The sequence below is a fragment of the Olleya sediminilitoris genome (genome assembly GCF_016785945.1).
Taxonomy (GTDB): Bacteria; Bacteroidota; Bacteroidia; order Flavobacteriales; family Flavobacteriaceae; genus Olleya; species Olleya sediminilitoris.
The window spans coordinates 101,879-123,606 of sequence record NZ_JAEMEF010000005.1; the positions used below are offsets into that span (position 1 = coordinate 101,879).

General features: G+C 31.8%; 19 protein-coding genes. 7 read left to right on the top strand and 12 right to left on the bottom strand.

Annotated features, from left to right (window positions below; genetic code table 11):
• The first annotated feature begins 6 nt into the window (after window positions 1–6).
• A complete protein-coding gene (locus JAO71_RS07630) occupies window positions 7–369 on the top strand; it encodes a CoA-binding protein (protein WP_028289497.1) in 363 nt (120 codons plus the stop codon).
• Here the strand turns inward: JAO71_RS07630 and JAO71_RS07635 are convergent.
• On the bottom strand, window positions 353–1,840 hold the full coding sequence (locus JAO71_RS07635; RefSeq protein ID WP_202999996.1) for a sodium:solute symporter: 1,488 nt from the start codon (window positions 1,838–1,840) through the stop codon (window positions 353–355). The two genes, JAO71_RS07630 and JAO71_RS07635, sit on opposite strands and share 17 nt — an antisense overlap.
• Before the next feature lie 139 nt (window positions 1,841–1,979).
• On the opposite strand from JAO71_RS07635, the gene recR reads away from it, so the two are divergent.
• From recR to JAO71_RS07650, 3 genes are all read left to right on the top strand, one after another.
• Window positions 1,980–2,597, top strand: coding sequence for a recombination mediator RecR (gene recR, locus JAO71_RS07640; protein ID WP_202999998.1), 618 nt, complete (start codon window positions 1,980–1,982; stop codon window positions 2,595–2,597).
• 7 nt (window positions 2,598–2,604) lie between these two features.
• A complete protein-coding gene (locus tag JAO71_RS07645) occupies window positions 2,605–3,702 on the top strand; it encodes a glycosyltransferase family 2 protein (protein WP_203000000.1) in 1,098 nt (365 codons plus the stop codon).
• A gap of 94 nt (window positions 3,703–3,796) precedes the next feature.
• Window positions 3,797–5,110 (top strand): dihydrolipoamide acetyltransferase family protein, encoded by a 1,314-nt coding sequence (locus JAO71_RS07650; protein WP_116824337.1) that lies wholly within the window; start codon window positions 3,797–3,799, stop codon window positions 5,108–5,110.
• A gap of 83 nt (window positions 5,111–5,193) precedes the next feature.
• Here JAO71_RS07650 and JAO71_RS07655 read toward each other — a convergent pair whose 3' ends face one another.
• From JAO71_RS07655 to aceB, 4 genes are all read right to left on the bottom strand, one after another.
• On the bottom strand, window positions 5,194–5,604 hold the full coding sequence (locus JAO71_RS07655) for an MFS transporter (protein ID WP_203000002.1): 411 nt from the start codon (window positions 5,602–5,604) through the stop codon (window positions 5,194–5,196).
• Between the two features lie 3 nt (window positions 5,605–5,607).
• On the bottom strand, window positions 5,608–6,648 hold the full coding sequence (locus JAO71_RS07660; protein ID WP_203000004.1) for an OmpA family protein: 1,041 nt from the start codon (window positions 6,646–6,648) through the stop codon (window positions 5,608–5,610).
• Between the two features lie 188 nt (window positions 6,649–6,836).
• Window positions 6,837–8,468 (bottom strand): isocitrate lyase, encoded by a 1,632-nt coding sequence (locus JAO71_RS07665; protein ID WP_203000006.1) that lies wholly within the window; start codon window positions 8,466–8,468, stop codon window positions 6,837–6,839.
• 73 nt (window positions 8,469–8,541) lie between these two features.
• The gene (gene aceB / locus JAO71_RS07670; protein ID WP_054852841.1) at window positions 8,542–10,140 is read right to left on the bottom strand and encodes a malate synthase A; all 1,599 of its coding nucleotides are present in this window, start codon (window positions 10,138–10,140) and stop codon (window positions 8,542–8,544) included.
• 120 nt (window positions 10,141–10,260) lie between these two features.
• On the opposite strand from aceB, the gene JAO71_RS07675 reads away from it, so the two are divergent.
• Window positions 10,261–11,736 carry a helix-turn-helix domain-containing protein gene (locus tag JAO71_RS07675; protein ID WP_116824341.1) on the top strand — a complete coding sequence of 492 codons (1,476 nt, stop codon included), beginning with the start codon at window positions 10,261–10,263 and terminating at the stop codon, window positions 11,734–11,736.
• 16 nt (window positions 11,737–11,752) lie between these two features.
• Here the strand turns inward: JAO71_RS07675 and JAO71_RS07680 are convergent, their stop codons facing one another.
• From JAO71_RS07680 to JAO71_RS07705, 6 genes are all read right to left on the bottom strand, one after another.
• Window positions 11,753–12,169 carry a hypothetical protein gene (locus tag JAO71_RS07680; RefSeq protein ID WP_054852839.1) on the bottom strand — a complete coding sequence of 139 codons (417 nt, stop codon included), beginning with the start codon at window positions 12,167–12,169 and terminating at the stop codon, window positions 11,753–11,755.
• 94 nt (window positions 12,170–12,263) lie between these two features.
• The gene (secA, locus tag JAO71_RS07685) at window positions 12,264–15,620 is read right to left on the bottom strand and encodes a preprotein translocase subunit SecA (protein ID WP_203000008.1); all 3,357 of its coding nucleotides are present in this window, start codon (window positions 15,618–15,620) and stop codon (window positions 12,264–12,266) included.
• 275 nt (window positions 15,621–15,895) lie between these two features.
• Complete coding sequence (locus tag JAO71_RS07690) at window positions 15,896–16,117, bottom strand: DUF2795 domain-containing protein (protein WP_006989959.1); 222 nt, start codon at window positions 16,115–16,117, stop codon at window positions 15,896–15,898.
• Window positions 16,118–16,280: 163 nt separating this feature from the next.
• Window positions 16,281–16,853, bottom strand: a complete 573-nt coding sequence (locus tag JAO71_RS07695; protein ID WP_054852837.1) for a cob(I)yrinic acid a,c-diamide adenosyltransferase — start codon at window positions 16,851–16,853, stop codon at window positions 16,281–16,283.
• Between the two features lie 125 nt (window positions 16,854–16,978).
• Window positions 16,979–17,755 carry an O-methyltransferase gene (locus JAO71_RS07700; protein WP_203000010.1) on the bottom strand — a complete coding sequence of 259 codons (777 nt, stop codon included), beginning with the start codon at window positions 17,753–17,755 and terminating at the stop codon, window positions 16,979–16,981.
• A gap of 48 nt (window positions 17,756–17,803) precedes the next feature.
• Window positions 17,804–18,151 (bottom strand): helix-turn-helix domain-containing protein, encoded by a 348-nt coding sequence (locus tag JAO71_RS07705; protein WP_203000012.1) that lies wholly within the window; start codon window positions 18,149–18,151, stop codon window positions 17,804–17,806.
• Window positions 18,152–18,306: 155 nt separating this feature from the next.
• Here JAO71_RS07705 and JAO71_RS07710 point away from each other — a divergent pair, with 155 nt between their 5' ends.
• The gene (locus tag JAO71_RS07710; RefSeq protein WP_054852834.1) at window positions 18,307–18,681 is read left to right on the top strand and encodes a hypothetical protein; all 375 of its coding nucleotides are present in this window, start codon (window positions 18,307–18,309) and stop codon (window positions 18,679–18,681) included.
• 69 nt (window positions 18,682–18,750) lie between these two features.
• On the opposite strand, the gene JAO71_RS07715 is transcribed toward JAO71_RS07710, so the two are convergent.
• Complete coding sequence (locus JAO71_RS07715) at window positions 18,751–20,622, bottom strand: ABC-F family ATP-binding cassette domain-containing protein (protein ID WP_203000014.1); 1,872 nt, start codon at window positions 20,620–20,622, stop codon at window positions 18,751–18,753.
• Between the two features lie 306 nt (window positions 20,623–20,928).
• On the opposite strand from JAO71_RS07715, the gene JAO71_RS07720 reads away from it, so the two are divergent.
• Window positions 20,929–21,726 carry a polysaccharide biosynthesis/export family protein gene (locus JAO71_RS07720; protein ID WP_028290658.1) on the top strand — a complete coding sequence of 266 codons (798 nt, stop codon included), beginning with the start codon at window positions 20,929–20,931 and terminating at the stop codon, window positions 21,724–21,726.
• The last annotated feature ends 2 nt before the right edge of the window (window positions 21,727–21,728 follow it).

Genomic DNA, 21,728 nt, shown 5'->3' on the forward strand with positions numbered 1-21,728 from the left:
ACATTTATGAATAAAAAAACATTGGTTCTAGGAGCTTCCTTAAAACTTGACAGATATAGCAACATTGCATTACGCAAATTGGTTAATTATAACCATAGTACAGTTGCTTTTGGGATGAAAGCAGGACAGGTAGAAGGCGTTACTATTGACACTCAATTACAACAATATCAAGATTTAGATACAATAACGTTATATCTTAATCCGACACGTCAAAAAGAATATTATGATTATATAATTGGTTTAAATCCAAAGCGAGTCATTTTTAATCCAGGCACAGAAAACCCTGAATTATATCAATTATTAACAGCTAATGGTATAGATTATGAAGTCGCCTGTACTTTAGTATTACTATCTACAAATCAGTATTAGGTGTCGCTTTCGTGGAAATTAAATACAGACCTAAACATGTTATTAGTCCGTTTAACGGAAGGATTTCCCAATGGAATGCATATTGTCCAATAAAACTATCCGGAAAGTTTCCAGGTAGTTCTGTGATTATATAAGTAATTATAATTGAAGCTAGGCCAACAATCCATGCAAATTGGTCTTTAATACTACGTTTGCTAAGTATACCAAAAGCAAATAAACCCAATAATGGACCATAAGTAAAGGTAGCAAACTTAAAAAGGTTGTTTACAACGCTACCTTCAAGTTCATTAAAAATAACAACAACAATAATTAAAAGTAAAGATACACCAATGTGTACTTTTTTACGTAAAGGTTTTTGTTCCGTTTTAGGCAGTTTTTCAATATTTAAAAAATCTACAGAAAAAGACGTTGTTAGCGACGTTAAAGCGCTATCTGCACTGCTATAAGCAGCAGCAATTAGTCCAATTAAAAAAGTGATTTGTAACCCAAGACCCAAACCTTGATTCATGGCTATTTCTGGAAATAACAAATCCGTACGCGTTTTGCCATCAACAACAGGAATTGAAACACCAAACTGCTCGGCATAAATAAATAGTAAAGCACCTAACGATAAAAATATAATATTTACAAAAACCAATAAAACAGACATGCTAAACATGTTTTTTTTAGCATCCGAAGGGTTTTTACAAGTTAAGTTTTTTTGCATCATGTCTTGGTCTAAACCAGTCATTGCAATGGTTATAAAAATACCACCAATAAAATATTTCCAGAAGTATATTTTACTATTAACGTCATCAAAAAATAGCACTTGACTTTTTGCAGCAAAAGCCTCTTGACTAAAAATGGTTGCAATAGACCAATCAAGTTTATTTACAATTAAAACAATAGCAACAATAACACAAGTTAACATAGCTAATGTTTGTAATGTGTCTGTCCAAACAATAGTTTTAATACCACCACGATTAGTATATAACCAGATTAGTAATATAGAGATTACAACGGTTAACCAAAACGGAACGCCTAATGCTTCAAAAACTATATATTGCATTGCTAAAGCTACTAGAAACAGTCTAAAAGCTGCACCTGTAACTCGTGATAATAAAAAGAAAAAAGCACCTGTTTTGTAACTTGTAGTGCCAAAACGTTGTTCTAAATATTGGTAAATGGACGTAACATTTAGTTTGTAGTATAATGGTAGTAATACTAGTAGTACAACCAGATAACCAACAAAAAAACCAAGCACACCTTGCATGTAAGCAAACTGTTGACCTTCAATTAAACCAGGAACAGATATAAATGTAACACCAGATAATGAAGCGCCAATCATACCAAAAGCAACAACATACCAAGGTGATTGTTTATTTCCTTTAAAAAACACATCGTTAGAATCGTCTTTACCAGTAAAATAAGAGATTAATATTAGCACACCAAAGTAAGCAGCTATTAATAAAAGGATCTGTATTGAAGTCATAGTTTTTATTTGTGAAGCCAAAATACAAAATTAGTATGTACAAGCTTTATTAAGATTTGTAAAACGTGTTTTAAATTTTTTGAATGGATGATTAAAATAAATTCGAAAACTAGCATCAAATACATTAATTTTGCAGCTTATGGAATTTTCATCAAAACTTCTTGAAAACGCAGTTAACGAGATCTCGCAATTACCAGGTATTGGTAAGCGTACAGCATTGCGTTTAGCCTTACATTTATTACGTCAACCCAAAGAGCATACCCATAATTTAAGTAATGCTTTATTAAATATGGTCAACGATTTAAAATTATGTAAATCTTGTAATAATATAAGCGATAACGATTTATGCGACATTTGTGCTAACTCATTACGTAAGGATGATGTAATTTGTGTGGTTGAAGATATAAGAGATGTAATGGCTATAGAGAATACAGCGTCTCATAAAGGTTTGTATCATGTTTTAGGCGGAAAAATATCACCTATGGATGGAGTAGGTCCACATGATTTAAACATAAATAGTTTGGTTCAAAAAGTAAAAGAAGGTAAGGTAAAAGAGCTTATTTTTGCTTTAAGCCCAACTATGGAAGGAGATACAACCAATTTTTATATCTATAAGCAAATCAAAGATTATAGCATTCAAACCTCTACAATAGCAAGAGGAATCTCTGTTGGAGACGAGCTAGAGTATGCGGACGAAATTACCTTAGGACGTAGTATTTTAAACCGTATTCCGTTTGAATCTTCATTAAAATTATAAGCCATTAATGAAGCTATCCGTAATTATCATAAATTATAACGTACGCCATTTTCTAGAGTTATGCTTACAAAGTGTTGAAGCAGCAATAACAAACCTAGATGCCGAAATAATTGTAGTAGACAATAACTCTCAGGACAATAGTTGTAAAATGGTATTGCAAAAGTTTCCGGAAGTAAAACTCATTCAAAACAATCAAAATTTAGGATTTTCAAAAGGAAATAATATAGGTGCACAACAAGCTAAAGGAGAGTATTTATGTATTCTAAATCCAGATACTGTTGTTCCAGAAGACTGTTTTGAAGAGTTGTTTGATTTTTCAAAAATTAAAAATCAATTAGGTCTTTTTGCTTGCAGGTTAATAGATGGTAGTGGTAGTTTTCTACCAGAAAGTAAGCGTCATATTCCGACACCAAAAGTGGCTTTAAAAAAAATGATTGGTTTGGATAAAAGCTACTATGTAACTAGTATTAAACCCAACTCTACAGGTATTTCGCCAATTTTAGTTGGTGCTTTTATGATGGTTAAAAAAGACTTATATCAAGAAGTGGGAGGTTTTGACGAAGACTATTTTATGTATGGTGAAGATATAGATTTATCATATAAAATATTCAATTCTGGTCATGATAATATGTATTATGGTCCAATAAAAGTGATTCATTTTAAAGGAGAAAGTACTTTAAAAGATGCTAATTATGCTAAACGCTTTTATGGAGCCATGCAAATTTTTTACAAAAAGCATTTCAAACGCAATATTTTGTTTGATAGTCTAGTTTGGTTAGGTATAAAAACCGTTAAAATTTTAAAAAATAACACTTTCGCGGAAATAAAGCCAGCTGTAAATCATGTGTTGGTTTCCAACCGAAACTACAAAGCATTAAATGCTAAGTACAATAATACATTGCAAATTGTTTCAGAAGTAGTACCATTTAAAAAAAACACACAAGTAATTTTAGACGCTAACTATTTAAGTTTTAAAACAATAATCGAAACGCTTGCAAATTCTGAAAAAAATAAAAATATAACCTTTAGAATTATTCCAAAAAGTTCTAATTTTATGCTCGGAAGTGATTCCGCAAAAAGTAGGGGTGAAGTGCTTCACTTTTAAGATATTGTAAAATGATGCATAATAAGTAGTAAAAACGCTTATTATTTATTAATTTTGCAATTCAACACATTAAAAAGACTATTAGATTATTAATATGGCAAGATTTGAACTTAAGTTACCAAAAATGGGAGAAAGCGTTGCAGAAGCAACAATTACTTCATGGTTAAAAGAAGTTGGAGATACTATTGAAGCAGATGAGGCAGTTTTAGAAATTGCAACAGACAAAGTAGATAGTGAAGTACCAAGTGAAGTTGATGGTGTTTTAGTAGAAATACTATTTAACGCTGACGACGTTGTACAAGTTGGTCAAACCATAGCAATTATTGAAACCGATGGTGATACTGCCTCAGCAACTGAAGCACCTAAAACCGAAACTAAAACAGAAGCAGCTCCTGTTGCTGCTCAAGAAGTAACAAAATCTTTAGAAACAGCTAAAGATAGTGTTGCGCCAATAACATCTAATGACGATCGTTTTTATTCGCCATTAGTAAAAAATATGGCAAAAGAAGAAGGTATTGCGCAATCAGAATTAGACGCAATAACTGGAACAGGTAAAGATGGTCGTGTGACTAAAAATGATATGATTGCTTATCTAAAAGATAGAGGTAATCAACCAGTAAAAGCTCAAGCAGCGCCAAGTGCGACTACAGCTAAGACTACTGCACCAGCACCAAAAGCAACACCAATTGCTGTTTCTGGTGAAGATGAGATTATTGAGTTAACCAGAATGGGTAAACTAATATCGCATCACATGGTACAATCTGTACAAACTAGTGCGCATGTGCAAAGTTTTATAGAAGCTGATGTTACAAATATTTGGAATTGGCGTAAAAAAGTTAAAGATGGTTTTGCAAAGCGCGAAGGTCAAAACTTAACTTTTACACCAATATTTATGGAAGCTATAGCAAAAGCGTTGCGTGACTTCCCGATGATGAATATTTCATTACAAGGTGATACAATCATAAAAAAGAAAAATATTAATCTAGGTATGGCTGCAGCTTTACCAGACGGTAATTTAATTGTACCTGTAATTAAAAATGCAGATCAATTAAATCTAGTTGGTATGACAAAGCAAGTTAATGATTTAGCTGGACGTGCTAGAGAAGGTAAATTAGCACCAGATGATATACAAGGCGGAACGTACACTGTAACCAATGTAGGTACGTTTGGAAGTATTATGGGTACGCCAATTATTAATCAACCTCAAGTTGGTATTCTAGCTTTAGGAGCAATACGTAAAGTACCTGCTGTAATCGAAACTCCAGAAGGTGACTTTATCGGAATCCGTTACAAAATGTATCTGTCACACAGTTACGACCATAGGGTTGTTAATGGTGCACTGGGTGGACAATTTGTTAAAGCTGTTAAAGATTATTTAGAAGCTTGGGATAAAAACAGAGAGATCTAAACAACAAAACGTTATATATTAAAAAAGCACAATCTTAGGATTGTGCTTTTTTTATTTAAAATTTACTTTTAGGTTTGTAATGGTTAATCTAAAATATGTAAATCTCTTTTAATTCTTTGTTCAGTAGGTCTTAATAATGCCATGTATACTATTAATAATATTCCAAATACGATAAATTCTGGAAATATTATTAGTATAATAAATGCAGCTCCTTCAAGTATGGCATAGCGTACAATGGTAGCACTTTGATAGGCAACTAGTTTTTGTTTTAAGCTTAAATTACTTTCAATTTTAGAAACCAATCTTTTAAATAGTAGGTTGCTAAGTAAAAATGCAACAATTGGTATGGCTAAATAAATCATGTTTTCATTATTAATTTCAGGCATTTTTAATTGACTAAAGTCAGATAGGTTGCCTAAAAAAAAGTATGCCATTATTATACCGACTACTAATGCTATATGGATGATTTTAAAAATTTTTAATTGTTCTTGCATGTTTTAAATTTTTCTTAATTCTACGCGTCTGTTTTTTGTGCGACCTTGTTCTGTAGTGTTATCTTCGATTGGTTTTGTTTGTCCAAAACCTTTACTTTTGAGTCTGTTGGCGTCTATTCCTTCATCAATAAGTGAAATTTGTACAGATTTTGCTCGGTTTTCGGATAATTTAAGATTTGATTTCTCATCACCAACATCATCTGTATGTCCTTCAATACTAATTTTTAAATCTTTATTGTCTTTCATCATTTTAGTGATTTCATCAATGATTTCAAAAGATTCAGTTTTAATTCTTGATTTCCCTGTGTCAAAATTAATGTGTAATGAAGCAAAACCTTTTGTTTCAATGTCATTTAAAATGTCTTTAGCAGTTACTTTTTCGATGGTTTGTTTAAAATTTTCTAATTCAACAACACCAATATTTCCTGTTGACGTATCTGAATATATTTGAAACCCAATTTTTTTATCAACAGTCTTAAGGACATACATTCTGACTTTATCGTTAACCACATCACCAACATAAAATTTATTCATGTGTGCATATTGTTCGTTTGGAGAGGTTCCCCAAGTTTTAATAAGTTCGTTTGGTATTTTTTTATCCGAAACTAGAACAGCTCCTATAGATTTAAGGTATTCTTCAATACTTTTATCAAATAAGTATTGGTTCCATTGTTTGCTATTTGGATCCATTTGAATACTCATTTTATCAACACGTCCTTCTAAATCAAAAAGTGTAGTTCCATCAAACATTTGTAGTTTATGAAATTCATAAGACTGAGTACCACTATTACTTTTGTTAGTCTTCATTGTTTTAGGAGGTGCAATATAAGGGTAGTCTCCAATGTCTTCAGTTGAGGTTGTGATATTATCCCAAGAAAACTTCGTGTCATTAGTTGTTGTTGGTTTTTCTGTAGAAGGTGAATCTGTTATTTTAGTTGTCGAAGTATTAACTGTTTTATTATCGTTAGTTATTATTTTTGTATCTTCTTTACAGGATAAAAAAAGTAGTGAAAGTGCTAGACTAGTGAAGATGATTTTTTTCATTATTTTGGTTTGATTAAAGCGTATTTTTCTTTTTGCAAAATTTAAATCTAATTTAGTTTAAATATATGACATAATCAAGCTATCAAATAATTACTGTTTTATTGTGTTTTTATTCTAAACCAAAAACACACAAACCGCTAATAAAAGCTAAGTTTGTGTGTTGCATTAAAACTAAATTTAAATATTAATTATACGACATCAGCAGTTTGTTTTTGAGTGATGTTTTTTTTTGTTTTAACTTCAAATTGATTGGAAGTGTTTTTTGTTCCACCAGCTTTTAAAGCCTTATCACCTGCAAAAAATGTTTTGTGGTCATCGCCAAGATCAGAACCTGCCATTCTTTGGTGTTTAACGCAAGCTACACCTTTACGTATTTCTTGTCTTTGTACGTCTTTAACATAAGCAAGCATCCCTTGATCTCCAAAATATCCAGCGGTTAAATCATTCATGTGTAATGCGGTTGTGTGATATGTTGGTAAGGTAATTAAGTGATGGAATATTCCAGCGTCTCTTGCTCCATCCATTTGAAAGGTTTTAATTTTTTGGTCTGCTCTAAAACATAATTCAGTATTGTCGTACTCTGCATCCATTAGGTTGTTACGGTCGTAAGCAGTCATGTTTTCTCCTTCAGCAAGCATTTCTTCAAATACTTGATTGCGGAAGTTTAAAGTCCAGTTAAATGATGGTGAGTTATTGTAAACCAATTTAGCATTTGGAATGACCGCTTTTACTTGGTTTACCATGTTTGCAATTTGTTTTACATTAGGTGTAGGTGTTTCTATCCATAACAGATCTGCTCCGTTTTGTAAACTTGTAATACAGTCTAAAACGACACGTTCTATATTTGTGCCTTCTCTAAATTTATATAAACCATTAGCTAATCTAACAGGACGTACCAATTTACCAGCTCTTTTAATTAAGACGTCGTTTTCTTTAGCTTCTGTAATGTCTATTTCTTCTGCTTCAACAAAATCTAAATATTTTGAAGCTAAATCACCAGGCTCTTGGCTAACAGGAAGTTTTTGAGTTAAACCTGCACCTTCAGAATCTGTTCTAGCTACAATTACACCTTCATCGACACCTAGCTCTAAAAACGCATACCTTACAGCATTTAGTTTGGCTATAAAATCTTCATGAGGCACTGTTACTTTTCCGTCTTGGTGACCACATTGTTTAGCGTCAGATACTTGGTTTTCTATTTGTATAGCACAAGCTCCAGCTTGAATCATTTTTTTTGCTAACAAGTAGGTTGCTTCTTCATTACCAAAACCAGCATCAATATCTGCAATAATAGGAACAACATGTGTTTCAAAATTATCAATTTGAGCCTGTACGTCTTCGCCATTTTCTAGTCTTCTAAATAAGTCGTTTAACTCAATAGCATCAGCCTGACGTAAAAAATCATAGATCTCTGCTATTAAATTTGGTACTGCAGTTTTTTCATGCATAGACTGATCTGGTAAAGGTCCAAATTCAGATCTTAATGCAGCTACCATCCAACCAGATAAGTATAAGTACCTTTTATTAGTAGTATTGTGGTGTTTTTTTATAGCAATCATTTTTTGCTGTGCCACAAAACCATGCCAGCATCCTAAAGATTGTGTGTATTTTGAGTTATCTGCATCATATTCATCCATATCTTTTCTCATAATTGCTGCGGTATATTTTGCAATTTCGATTCCAGATTTAAATTGATTTTGTGTATACATTCTTGCTGCACTTTCAGGATTTATAGCATTCCAAGTGGTGCCAAATTTTGCTTTAAGTTGCCTTACTGTATCTAAAGCTGAGCCATAATTTGTTTGTGATAAATTTTTCATAATTTTGTGATACGTTATTTATTATTAATAATTAGATCCTGTTGATTGTTGCCGCAATCGCAGGATTGTTTTTTTATATGTATTGGTAAGCAGGAAGCGTTAAAAATTCTTCAAATTTGTCTGCTAAAACTAATTTGTCAAATAAGTCTATAGCTAATTTAAATTTGGTGTCTTTAATATTTTCCTCACCAATTTCGGTTAATATTTTTTCTACTTCATCATTAAAAAGGGTGACATAAAGTTTCATGTCAAACGCACGTCCATCTTCTAAGATAACTTCGTTTTTTAGCCATTGCCAAACTTGTGTTCTAGAGATTTCAGCAGTAGCTGCATCTTCCATTAAGTTATAAAGTGCGACTGCACCATGACCTCTTAACCAAGCTTCGGTATATAAAATTCCGACATTAATATTTTTTCTAATTCCAGCTTCAGTAACAGTACCTTTTGGAACTTCCACTAAATCTTTTTCTGTAATACTTATGTCGTCACGTGTCACGTGTAATTGGTTTGGTGTTGGCATGTGTTTGTTAAATTCGGTTAAGGCAACATCTACTAATGCAGGATGTGCAACCCAAGTCCCATCATGTCCATTTTTAACTTCACGCTCTTTGTCTTTTCTTACTTTTTCAAGCGCTGCTAAATTTGCATATTCGTCATTTTTAATAGGTATTTGTGCAGCCATTCCACCAATAGCTAAAATGCCTCTTTTGTGACAACGTTGTATCACTAATTTTGAATACGCATCCATAAATGGTGTTGTCATAGTAACCTGATCACGATTAGGGACTACAAAGTTTGGGTGATTTCTGAATTTTTTGATGTAAGAAAAAATGTAATCCCAACGTCCACAGTTCAATCCAACAATATGTTCCTTTAATTCGTAAATAATTTCGTCAAGCTGAAAACTTGCAGTGATGGTTTCGACTAAAACAGTAGCTTTAAATGTACCTTCTTTTACTTTCAGGTATTCTTCTGCAAAAGTAAATACGTCATTCCACCATCTAGCCTCTAAGTAATGCTCCAATTTTGGTAAATAGAAGTAAGGTGCAGTATTATTTTTTAGTAATGTTTTTGTGTTATGAAACACGTATAAGCCAAAATCTATTAAACTACCAGAAGCTTCTTGTTTATCAAATGTAATGTGTCTTTCATTAAGATGTAACCCTCTTGGTCTAACTAATAATACAGCAGTTTCTGGCTTTAGTTGATAGGTTTTATTCTTTTTAGTATCTACTAATGTTATGGTTTTATTGTTAGCATCCATTAGGTTTTTTTGACCTTCGATGTTATTTTTCCAACTTGGAGCATTGCTGTCTTCAAGGTCTGCCATAAAGGTTTTTGCACCAGAATTTAATGCATTAATAACCATCTTTCTATTTACAGGACCTGTAATTTCTACACGCCTATCTTGTAAATCTTTTGGTATTGGATTTGCTGTCCATTCAGCGGTTCTAACGGATTCAGTTTCTTTTGGAAATTCAGGAAATTGACCTTTATCAAAAATTGCTTGTTGTTTGACACGCTCATCTAATAATTCTAATCTTCGATTGTTGAATTTTTCATGTAAAGCTGTTAAAAAAACTAAGGCTTCATCTGTTAAGATTTCTGGGTAGTAATTTGTAACGTCTCTAGAGAATGTAATTTTTGGTTGTTTTAAAAGAGTGTTTTCCATGGTGTTATGATTTTTATATGACAATATTAAAACAAAGAATTGAATAAAACAAGCGAACGTTCGCTAAAAATGTTTTTTCGCCAAAATAGAATATTCGCAAAAAATGCTATATTTGTATTTATGGAAGAAGATTACATAAAACTAATATTTGGATTAAAGCTAAAGCAGATAAGGACTGATAAGAATTTATCCTTATTAGGATTGTCTAAACTTTCAGGTTTGTCAAAGTCCTATTTGAACGAAATAGAAAACGGAAAAAAATATCCAAAACCTGACAAGATTGCTATACTTTCTGAAAAATTGGATGTACCCTATGACCAAATGGTGTCTCTTAAATTGGACAAAAATTTGGCTCCAATTGGTGATCTGTTACAGTCAAAAATTTTAAAAGAAATTCCTTTAGAACTTTTTGGAATTAAAGAAAGTAACCTGATAGATATCGTTGCTAATGCACCAGCTAAAGTCAATGCATTTATTAGCACAATTATTGAAATTGCACAGAATTATAACTTTAGTAGAGAAAGTTTTTATTTAGCTTCTGTACGATCGTTTCAAGAAGCAAATAATAATTATTTTGAAAACTTAGAGCAAAGTGTCTTGAAATTTGCGGAAGCCTACCATATAGATTTAAATGAAACAATTACATCTAAAGATTTAGAGGAGGTTTTAGTTGAAGAATATGGTTATACAATTGAAGCCAATGAGCTTAGTAAATATGAAGCTTTGGGTAATTTAAGGTCTATGTTTGTGCCTAAAACCAAAACTTTATTGTTAGCTAATGAAATTGATGAGCCTCAAAGAACCTTTATCTATGCAAAGGAATTAGCTTATAATTTTTTAAAAATAGAACAACGTTTATATACGTTTCCTTGGATAAAATTTGACACCTTTGATCAGGTTTTAAACAATTTTTATGCGTCTTATTTTGCGGGAGCTTTAATTATACCAAGCGCAAAAATTATTTCCCAATTAAACCATATTTTTGAAAAAGAAACTTTTGATGCTTCATTATTTTTAAAGGCTATTGATAGTTACAATGCATCACCAGAATCGTTTTATCAACGTTTGACTAATGTTATACCCAAAGCATTTAATATTCAGAATTTGTTTTTTTTGAGGTTTACGCATAAAGCTAATAGTAAAAACTTTTATTTAAAAAAAGAATTACATTTATCACACCAACAATCTCCTCATGCAAATGAAACTAATGAGCATTACTGTAGACGTTGGGTGTCTTTAAAAATGCTAAAGGATATTAGTAAAAGTAAATCAGACCATGTTTTTGATTATCAAATTTCTAATTATAAAGACGATGGTGTAAAATACTTGGTGTTGTCATCTGCAACTAAAGATCCTTTTAAAGAGAATCATTACCGAAATATTACAATAGGTTTGTTAATTAATAGACAATTACAACGTAAGGTTAATTTTTTACAAGATGAAATTATAGAAACCAAAAATGTAGGTGTGACTTGTGAGCGTTGTGCTATTAAAGACTGTAAGGATAGGGAAGTGCCTGCGGTTTTTTTAGAGAAAAAAGCAAAAAACAAAAAAATGGAATCTATAGTAAGTGAATTAACCACTAAGTTTTCTTAAAACCTACTCGTATAATTTATACTAATGAGCCATAAATAAATCTGGAGGCTAAGGATTTACCAAAGAAGAATGCCGAAATAGCTAAAATACCATCACTTAGAGAAAACCATAGTTCTTTAGGAAGCATAACAATTGTCGTAATTGTAGCAATAACCATTAATCCACCAACAATGTATGAAGGTATTATGCTTGTCTTAGAAATTATTCCTGCAATGGTCATACCTGTTATAATGCCAAGAAAATGAGCAATTACAACAAACACTTTGGCGCCTATTGGTATTAAATGCATATTAGCTTTAATAGATTCCATATTATTTGGATCAATAGTCTCTGGTAATGGGTATAAATTATGACCAAGTAGTGTTTCAAAAATGTAAACTGTAACAGCTGCTACAATAAATCCAACGATGGTTGCTAGTATATTTTTAAGCATGATATTAAGTTTGAGACGTTAGTTAGTAATTAAATTTACAAAAAAATCCTAAAGCTTTCACTTTAGGATTTTAATTATTTTACAGTATATATTTTTATTCGTTAACTAAAACCCATTCTCCTTTGTTAATTAAAGGTTCCGCTTGTTTATATTTTACTGTTTTACTTTCTCCAGTAATAATATGCTTGATATTTACTTTGTCATTACGACCAATTTTAGGTTGATCTCTAACAATAGTTTCTACTACTTGTTGTTGAGGTTGTGTGTTACTTGCTGCTCTGTTTTGTGCAGCACGCTCATCTAAGTTTTGTATTTCTTCTTTTTGTGTTTGAAGATTGTCTTTTTTACGTACTTCTCTGGCTTCACTAATAGCGTTAGTTGTTTCGGTAGGTAATTCTCCTTTAAATAAGAAAGAAATAACGTCCTTATTAACTTGGTCAATCATAGCTTTAAATAACTCAAAAGCTTCAAATTTATAAATTAATAAAGGGTCTTTTTGTTCGTGTACAGCTAATTGTACAGATTGTTTAAGCTCGTCCATTTTGCGTAAATGCGTTTTCCAGGCATCATCAATAATAGCAAGAGATATGTTTTTTTCAAAATCGGTAACTAATTGTTTTCCTTTAGTTTGATAAGCTTTTTCTAAATCTGTTACAACTTGTATGTTTTTAACACCATCAGTAAAAGGAACTACAATGCGTTTGTATTGGTCACGTTGATTTTCGTATACGTTTTCAATAACAGGAAATGCTATGTCTGCATTACGCTCCATTTTTTCTTTATAATGATCAAAGCCAGCTTTGTAAATGGTTTGAGCAATAGCTAAAGGTGTCATTTTATTAAACTCTGCTTCTGTAATAGGAGAAGACATTGAGAAGAATCTGATTAATTCAAATTCAAAATTCTTAAAGTCATTAGCAGCTTTGTTAGATTCTGCAATACCTTCTGAAGTATCATAAATCATGTTTGCTAAATCCACACGAAGACGTTCTCCAAATAAGGCATTGTAACGACGTTTGTATACAACTTCACGTTGAGAGTTCATAACATCATCATACTCTAATAAACGCTTACGAACACCAAATTGGTTTTCTTCAACTTTTTTCTGAGCACGCTCTATAGATTTTGAAATCATAGAATGTTGAATGACTTCACCTTCTTGTAATCCCATTCTATCCATCATCTTAGCGATACGCTCTGATCCAAATAATCGCATTAAATTATCTTCAAGCGACACGTAAAATTGAGAGCTTCCTGGATCTCCTTGACGACCTGCACGACCACGTAACTGTCTGTCTACACGTCTAGAATCATGACGTTCTGTACCAATGATGGCTAAACCACCAGCAGCTTTAACTTCGTCACTTAATTTAATATCTGTACCACGTCCAGCCATATTGGTTGCTATGGTAACTTGACCTGCTTTACCAGCTTGGTCAACTATTTCTGCTTCTTTTTTGTGTTGTTTGGCGTTAAGTACGTTGTGAGGTACTTTTCTAATAGATAACATTTTACCTAAAAGTTCTGAAATTTCGACACTAGTCGTACCAATTAATACAGGACGTCCAGCTGCAGAAAGTTTAGTAACTTCTTCAATAACTGCATTATATTTTTCACGCTTAGTTTTGTAAACTAAATCTTGTCTATCATCTCTAGCAATTGGTCTGTTGGTAGGGATTTCTACTACATCTAATTCGTAAATTTCCCAGAATTCTCCAGCTTCTGTAACAGCAGTACCTGTCATACCAGATAGCTTTTTGTACATTCTGAAGTAATTTTGAAGCGTTACCGTTGCAAAGGTTTGGGTTGCGTCTTCAATTTTTACGTTTTCTTTGGCTTCAATTGCTTGGTGTAATCCATCGCTATAACGACGACCATCCATGATACGACCAGTTTGCTCGTCTACAATCATAACTTTATTATCCATGACCACATATTGTGTGTCTTTTTCAAATAAAGCATAAGCTTTAAGTAATTGATTTAATGTGTGAATACGCTCTGACTTGATTCCGAAATCACGAAATAAATCTTCTTTAAGATTAGCTTCTTCTTCCGACGATAAGTTTTGAGCTTCAATTTTTGCAATTTCAACACCAATTTCTGGCATTACAAAAAAGTCAGGATTATCTTTTCCAGATAAATAATCAACCCCTTTATCAGTTAATTCTATCTGATTATTTTTTTCTTCAATAACATAGTACAGTTCTGCATCAATCTTAGGCATTTCGCGATTGTTGTCCTGTATGTAATAGTTTTCGGTTTTTTGAAGAATTTGTTTTACACCTTCTTCACTTAAAAACTTAATTAGGGCTTTGTTTTTAGGAATACCTCTATAAACACGTAGTAGTTTAAAACCACCTTCTTTAGTGTCACCTTCGGCAATAAGTTTTTTAGCTTCTACTAAAACTTGAGTTAAATATTTACGTTGTGTATTAACTATATCGTCTACTTTTGGCTTAAGCTCAGTAAACTCATGTACGTCTCCTTTTGGTATTGGACCAGAAATAATTAACGGTGTACGTGCGTCATCTACTAATACAGAATCGACCTCATCCACAATTGCATAATGGTGTGGACGTTGCACTAAATCTCCTGGTGCATGTGCCATATTATCACGAAGGTAGTCAAAACCAAACTCGTTATTGGTACCATAAGTGATGTCTGCGTTGTATGCTTTGCGACGTGCATCACTATTAGGTTGGTGGTAATCTATACAGTCAATACTTAAACCATGGAAGTTAAATATTGGAGCCATCCATGCGCTATCACGTTTTGCTAAATAGTCGTTTACAGTTACTAAGTGTACACCTTTACCAGCTAACGCATTAAGGTAAACAGGCAATGTTGCTACTAAGGTTTTACCTTCACCAGTTTGCATCTCGGCAATTTTACCTTGGTGCATTGCTACACCACCAATAAGTTGTACATCATAATGTACCATGTCCCAAGTTATAGCTTTACCAGCAGCATCCCAAGAGTTAGACCAAGTTGCTTTGTCGCCTTCAAGGGTTACAAAATCTTTGTCTCCAGATAGGTTTCTGTCAAATTCATTTGCAGTTACCGTAATTGTTGGATTGTCCTTAAAACGTTTAGCAGTTTCTTTTACAACAGCAAAGGCTTCAGGTAATATGTTATTTAATGTTGCTTCTGTAGCAGTGTACGAGTCGTCTTTAATTTTATCAATTGCAAGGTAGATGTCCTCACGTTTATCGATGTCTTCAGTCGCTTCAGCTTCTGTTTTTAAAGCTTCAATTTTACTGTAAAATGGTTCTCTTGTTTCAGCTATTATAGCTTTAAACTCATCTGTTTTAGCTCTTAATTGATCATGAGATAAAGCGCTTAGGGCTTTTTCAAAAGATTTAATTTTATCTACTATTGGTGTGATGGCTTTGACGTCTTGTTTAGACTTGTCGCCAACAAACACTTTTAGTACGGAATTTAAAAAACTCATAGTTTTTGTGTTTTATTTAAGATGAAAGACTTTGGTTTTAAAGGCTTTCATGTTTAGTTTTTAATAGGTTAAGTTGCTTTGCTTAATAGCTTAGTAACTTTAGGTTTGTTAATACTTTGTCAAATCGTGTGAATACTTACGATTGATATTTTTTTTAAAGACACAAAAAAGTGTTTTTAAAACGGGTTTAAATATACGTTTTTAGCTGCGCTTAGCTAAATTTTAAAGCACAAAAAAAGTCTCTAATTGAGACTTTTTTGTACTATTTGATGTTATTAATATTCATCCTCATTCCAGAGGTAATCTTCGTCAGTTGGATAATCTGGCCAAATTTCTTCTATAGAATCGTATGAATCTCCTTCATCTTCAATAGATTGTAAATTTTCTACAACTTCTAAAGGTGCTCCTGTTCTAATTGCGTAGTCAATAAGCTCATCTTTAGTTGCTGGCCAAGGTGCATCACTTAAATAAGATGCTAGTTCTAATGTCCAATACATTTCTTATGCGGTTTTTATTTTTGCAAAAATAAATTTTTAGTTTAAATAGTCAAGAAAAAAGTGAATTATTTTTTCATTAAAAAAAAGAACGTCTTTTAAACTGAAACTACTTGATACTAAAGTGTTTTGCAGTGTTATTAATCACAGTCCTTTATAAAACGGTTTACTTTTTTTCCGGAATCCACTTTACTTCGTCTGCTTGTAAGTCATGAGACAATTTTCGTGCCAATACAAAAAGATAGTCAGATAGACGGTTTAAATAGGTTAAAGCATTAGCTTCAAAAGGTTCTAAATCGTTAAGTGCTGATGCTAAGCGTTCTGCACGTCTACAAACCGTTCTGGCAATGTGACAGAATGACACAGTTTGGTGTCCGCCTGGTAACACAAAATGTGTCATTGGTGGTAAAGCTTCATTCATACCATCCATTTCACGTTCTAAAATAGCAATGTCTTCATCTGATATTTTATTAATGTTTAATCGCTCTTTTCCGTTTTTTAAGATTGCTTTTTCTGGGTCTGTGGCTAAAATAGCTCCTACCGTAAACAGTTTATTTTGAATGACAATTAAAATGTCTTTGTATAATGTGTTTATGTTTTGGTCTCTTATCAATCCAATATATGAATTAAGTTCATCAACCGTTCCGTAGCTATCAATCCTAATATGGTGTTTTGGTACGCGTGTGCCTCCAAACAAAGCAGTTGTACCTTTATCTCCTGTTTTAGTGTAAATTTTCATGTTTACGAAGTTAAAAGTTATTAGTTTAAAAGTGAAACTAATTTTTGTAAAAATGTGACTGTTAAAATGAAATTTAAAAAGATTGTAAGACGTTTAGAGGTAGAGTTATTTGTTACAGAATAAGTTTACAGTCTTATTGTAAAATGTTCTTTAGCTTGTTCTTGTCGGAAAAATACAAACCCAAAAGCATAAGTATCTATAGTTACAGTGACTCTAGGGTGTTTTTTGATAGTTTCCCAAGCTTCAGTCATGTCTTTTGACCAATAAATATCGTCAAAAATTAGTATTGAATCATTGTGGGTTTTTGGTAGTAATGCCTCAAAATAGTATAAGGTAGCTTGTTTGTTGTGGTTACCATCACAATAGATTAAATCGTAGGTGATTTGTGAGTCTAACTGCTGGATCACTGTTTTGAAATCACCTGTTTTTAAAGTAATATTATTTAAGTCGAAATGTTTAAATTGTTCTCTAGCTACTTCTGAAATATTTGGACAACCCTCTATTGTAGTAATGTTTGCTTCTGGACTGCCTAATGCTAAAGCTTGTGTTGCAACACCTAAAGATGTTCCTAATTCAAGAATGGTGTTGGGTTTAAAATAACTAGCAAGTCTGTATAGTAGTTTTGCTTCTTTATAATTTGAACCAGCCACTTTAGTGATTTGTGATATGGTTCTGGATTTGCTTTTAAAAACTTGACTTCCTGCACCTAAATCTGTAACCTTTATTGTAGTCTTGTTTTGTCTTAAGCGTTTCTGGTAAGCTTTTATTGTTTTGTAAGCTTGTTGTTTTTTTGAATTATAAAAACATTTAGTTACTAAATCATATACAAAAGGCGAGTGGACACCATGTTGATTGGTTGATTTTAAAAGTATTTTAAAATACTGTTTAATTTGGTATAGCATATAATGCTTTATTTTTAAAAAGGTAGTAATTATTAAAAGTTGATTGTTTTAAGATTCTTTTAATTTGTTTAATGCTTTGATTTGATTTTTTAAATCAGCATTTTCTTTTTTTAAATCTATAATTCTTTCTTTTTGTAATTCTATCATATAATCCAATTGATTAACATCTACTTCTGGTGTTTCATTGGATACGCCTCTAAATAGCCAATTAGCATCTAAATCTTTAAATTCATTCAATATTTTGTATATTTTGTCTGTACCAAAAACTCTTCCGTTTTTAATATTGCTAATTTGACTACCAGAGAAACCTAATTTTCTGGCAGTGTCATTAATACCTAAACCTTTGTTTTTTAAGTATTTGTAAAATCTAAGTCCTACTTCGTTAAATTCAGGCATTAAAATATTGTGGTTTTAATAATAATTACATCGTTCAATATAATGTATAATCAGACAAAATATTATATATTCGCACAAAAAAATGAATATTTCATCATTTTAACAAATATAATATTACAATAATTATTAAATAAATAATACAAAACCCCTAAATTATGTCTGATTTTTTAAATCAATTTGCGAGTGAATTGAAAGAGAATGTTTCTGGATATCTAGCAGTGACAGTAACTGAAATTAAAAGTGGAATTTCATACTATTCGGATTCAATATCTCCAGATTTTGATCCAGAACTTGCAGCAGCATTTAACCTTGAAGTTGTAAAAGCTAAACTGAAGGCTATTGAAGTTTTAAATTTAGATCAGAGTATTGATGATATATTAATAAATATAACTGGTCAAATTCATATTATTGATATTTCTGAAGATAATAAATACTTTATTTATTTAGCAGTTGATTCAACTAAATCTAATTTAGGTATGACTAAGTCGTTATTAAATAAGTACAAGAATAAACTTTCTGGTAAGCTATAAGTTTTCTTACTTTAAAATAAAAAAAAGCACAATAATTTTATTGTGCTTTTTTTATGTTTTAATCTAACTCTAGTTTTGGTCTTCTAATTTTTCGGCAAGTTCCATCCAGCGCATTTCTTTTTCTTCAATGCTATCTAAAATGGCTTGTATTTTATTAGATAATTCATTGATTTGATCTTGTGTTAAATCGGGATTTAAAAACTTCTGTTCTATTTCTTTTTTATCAAACTCTAAGGATTTGATTTTGCTTTCTAGATTATTATATTCTTTTTGCTCGTTATAAGACAATGCAGTGTTGTTGTCTTTTTTCCAGTTTTTCTTTTCTTTTTTGTCTTCAGAATTTGATGTGTTCTCTGGAGGTTTACTGTCTTCGTAAGTACGATAATCTGTGTAGTTACCAGGAAAATCTTCGACAACACCTTCGCCTTTAAACACTAAAAGATGGTCTACAATTTTATCCATAAAATAACGGTCGTGTGACACCACAATTAGGCAACCAGGAAAGTCTAGTAAAAAGTCTTCTAATACATTTAGTGTAACAATATCAAGGTCGTTGGTAGGTTCATCAAGTATTAAAAAGTTAGGGTTTTGTATTAAAACGGTACATAAATATAAACGTTTACGCTCTCCACCACTTAGTTTTTCAACAAAATCGTATTGTTTTTTTCTGTCAAATAAAAAGCGCTCTAATAATTGTTGCGCGCTAATTTGACGTCCTTTTTTTAATGGAATATAATCACCAAACTCTCTAACAATATCAATTACTTTTTGACCTTCTTTAGGATTAATACCTGCTTGAGTATAGTATCCAAATTTTACGGTTTCACCAATAATTATTTTTCCACTATCAGGTTGTGTGGTTTGGGTAAGCATGTTAAGAAAGGTAGATTTTCCTGTACCGTTTTTACCAATAATACCAACACGTTCGCCACGTTGGAAATTGTAATTAAACTTGTCTAAAATGGTTTTATTTTTAAACGCTTTAGATAGGTTAACCATTTCTACAATTTTGCTTCCTAAGCGTTCCATATTAAGTTCAAGCTCTACCACATGGTCATTTCTTCGTTTATGGGCTTTGTGCTTTATTTCGGCAAAATCATCAATTCTAGATTTAGATTTTGTTGTACGTGCTTTAGGTTGGCGACGCATCCAAACTAATTCTTTTTTAAATAATTGTTTGGCTTTACCAGTTTCTACTTGCTCTCTGGCAACACGTTCTTCCTTTTTTTCAAGGTAATAAGAGTAGTTTCCTTTGTAGCTGTATAACTCGCCATGGTCAAGTTCTATAATTTCGTTACACACACGTTCTAGAAAAAAACGGTCGTGAGTCACCATAAATAAGGTGATGTTTTCTTTAGCAAAAAAAGCTTCAAGCCACTCGATCATTTCTAGATCTAAGTGGTTAGTAGGCTCATCTAAAATTAATAAATCAGGTTTGTTAATTAAAGCATTGGCTAGACTTAGACGCTTTTTTTGTCCACCAGATAAACTACTTATTTTTTGATCTAAATCGTCTAATTTAAGTCTGAATAATATTTGTTTGTATTGGGTTTCAAAGTCCCAAGCATTGTGTCTATCCATTTGCTCGAAAGCTTTTTGGTAGACGTCTTCATCTTCAGGATTAAGTAATGCTTTTTCGTAATTTTTAATAATATCTAACACAGGATTGTCTGCGTCAAAAATAGCTTCTTCAATAGTAAGCGTTGGATCTAGTACAGGTTCTTGTGGTAAAAAAGCGACTTTAATATCTTTTCTGTAAATAATATTACCTTGGTCAGGCACATCAAAACCAGCTAACATTTTTAGTATGGATGTTTTTCCAGTTCCGTTTTTAGCAACAAAAGCAATCTTTTGATCTTTATGAACGCTAAACGAAATGTTTTCGAATAAAGTTAATTCGCCATAAGATTTGGCAATGTTTTCTACAGTTAAATAATTCAAGACGTTAATTTTTTTACAAAGATGGTTATTTTAGATGAATAGAAGAAAAGAGAGTAGGGGAAAAGTGAATGCCAAGCTGTAAGTCGGTTTTTATATTTGAAAAGCAATAATATTATATTTGAAGAAGAGTACCAGCGAATCTTGTTTTTGTGACATTAAAACAGGTATTTAATAGAATAACAAAATCATGAAAATACAGACCTGTTATTGATGTATTTTACTTTTTGTAAAAGTCCAAAAACGTCGATATATGTTTTGTTTTTCAGGTTGAAAGGTTATATTTGTGACTTATCAAACGTCTTATTAATGAAGCAAATTATTATGTGTATTGTTGTTGTACTTGGTCTTTTAAGTACATCTTGTATTACTCAAAAGGACGTGGTTTACCTTCAGGATAAAGGAACTGTTGTTAACGATTCCTTACAGATCCAAGCTTTAGCAACACCTTATAGAGTGCAAGTCAATGATTTGCTAAGTGTAAATGTTAAGGCAGAAAAAAAAGAAATTAACGATTTAGTACAAATATTTAATCCAACAACTAATATTGTTAATGATTCTGAACAGTCATTGTATTACAATGGTTTTACTGTGGATTTACATGGTAATATCGAGTTTCCTATTTTAGGAGAAGTTAATGTTTTAGGCTTTACAACTGATGAAGTCGAGCAAAAAGTAAAGGATGTTATACTTCAAAAATATTTAAAAGACACTGCAAAAATATTTGTAACTGTTAAGTTGTCTGGTTTAAAATACACTACTCTGGGTGAAATAAGTAACAAAGGAACTCAAGTGTTATATCAAGATCGTGTTAATATTTTAGAAGCTATTGCTAATGCTGGAGATATTTTAGATACAGGAGACCGTAAAGATGTACTTATTGTGAGGCAATACCCTAATGGTCAAAAAATACACCACATAGACTTGACTGATATTGCAGCAATGCAATCTGAATTTTATTACATCCAACCCAATGATTTAATTATGGTTAAACCATTAAAACGTAAATCTCTAGGAGCAGGACAAACCGCTACACAAACGTTAACTACAATTGCTAGTATCTTTTCGGTATTAGTAAGCACTTATTTTTTAGCACGTAATTTATAGAT

Coding starts and splice junctions, on each gene's coding strand:
- JAO71_RS07630 (WP_028289497.1), top strand. CDS start 7: ATGAATAAAAAAACATTGGTTCTAGGAGCTTCCTTAAAACTTGACAGA.
- JAO71_RS07635 (WP_202999996.1), bottom strand. CDS start 1,840: ATGACTTCAATACAGATCCTTTTATTAATAGCTGCTTACTTTGGTGTG.
- recR (WP_202999998.1), top strand. CDS start 1,980: ATGGAATTTTCATCAAAACTTCTTGAAAACGCAGTTAACGAGATCTCG.
- JAO71_RS07645 (WP_203000000.1), top strand. CDS start 2,605: ATGAAGCTATCCGTAATTATCATAAATTATAACGTACGCCATTTTCTA.
- JAO71_RS07650 (WP_116824337.1), top strand. CDS start 3,797: ATGGCAAGATTTGAACTTAAGTTACCAAAAATGGGAGAAAGCGTTGCA.
- JAO71_RS07655 (WP_203000002.1), bottom strand. CDS start 5,604: ATGCAAGAACAATTAAAAATTTTTAAAATCATCCATATAGCATTAGTA.
- JAO71_RS07660 (WP_203000004.1), bottom strand. CDS start 6,648: ATGAAAAAAATCATCTTCACTAGTCTAGCACTTTCACTACTTTTTTTA.
- JAO71_RS07665 (WP_203000006.1), bottom strand. CDS start 8,468: ATGAAAAATTTATCACAAACAAATTATGGCTCAGCTTTAGATACAGTA.
- aceB (WP_054852841.1), bottom strand. CDS start 10,140: ATGGAAAACACTCTTTTAAAACAACCAAAAATTACATTCTCTAGAGAC.
- JAO71_RS07675 (WP_116824341.1), top strand. CDS start 10,261: ATGGAAGAAGATTACATAAAACTAATATTTGGATTAAAGCTAAAGCAG.
- JAO71_RS07680 (WP_054852839.1), bottom strand. CDS start 12,169: ATGCTTAAAAATATACTAGCAACCATCGTTGGATTTATTGTAGCAGCT.
- secA (WP_203000008.1), bottom strand. CDS start 15,620: ATGAGTTTTTTAAATTCCGTACTAAAAGTGTTTGTTGGCGACAAGTCT.
- JAO71_RS07690 (WP_006989959.1), bottom strand. CDS start 16,117: ATGTATTGGACATTAGAACTAGCATCTTATTTAAGTGATGCACCTTGG.
- JAO71_RS07695 (WP_054852837.1), bottom strand. CDS start 16,853: ATGAAAATTTACACTAAAACAGGAGATAAAGGTACAACTGCTTTGTTT.
- JAO71_RS07700 (WP_203000010.1), bottom strand. CDS start 17,755: ATGCTATACCAAATTAAACAGTATTTTAAAATACTTTTAAAATCAACC.
- JAO71_RS07705 (WP_203000012.1), bottom strand. CDS start 18,151: ATGCCTGAATTTAACGAAGTAGGACTTAGATTTTACAAATACTTAAAA.
- JAO71_RS07710 (WP_054852834.1), top strand. CDS start 18,307: ATGTCTGATTTTTTAAATCAATTTGCGAGTGAATTGAAAGAGAATGTT.
- JAO71_RS07720 (WP_028290658.1), top strand. CDS start 20,929: ATGAAGCAAATTATTATGTGTATTGTTGTTGTACTTGGTCTTTTAAGT.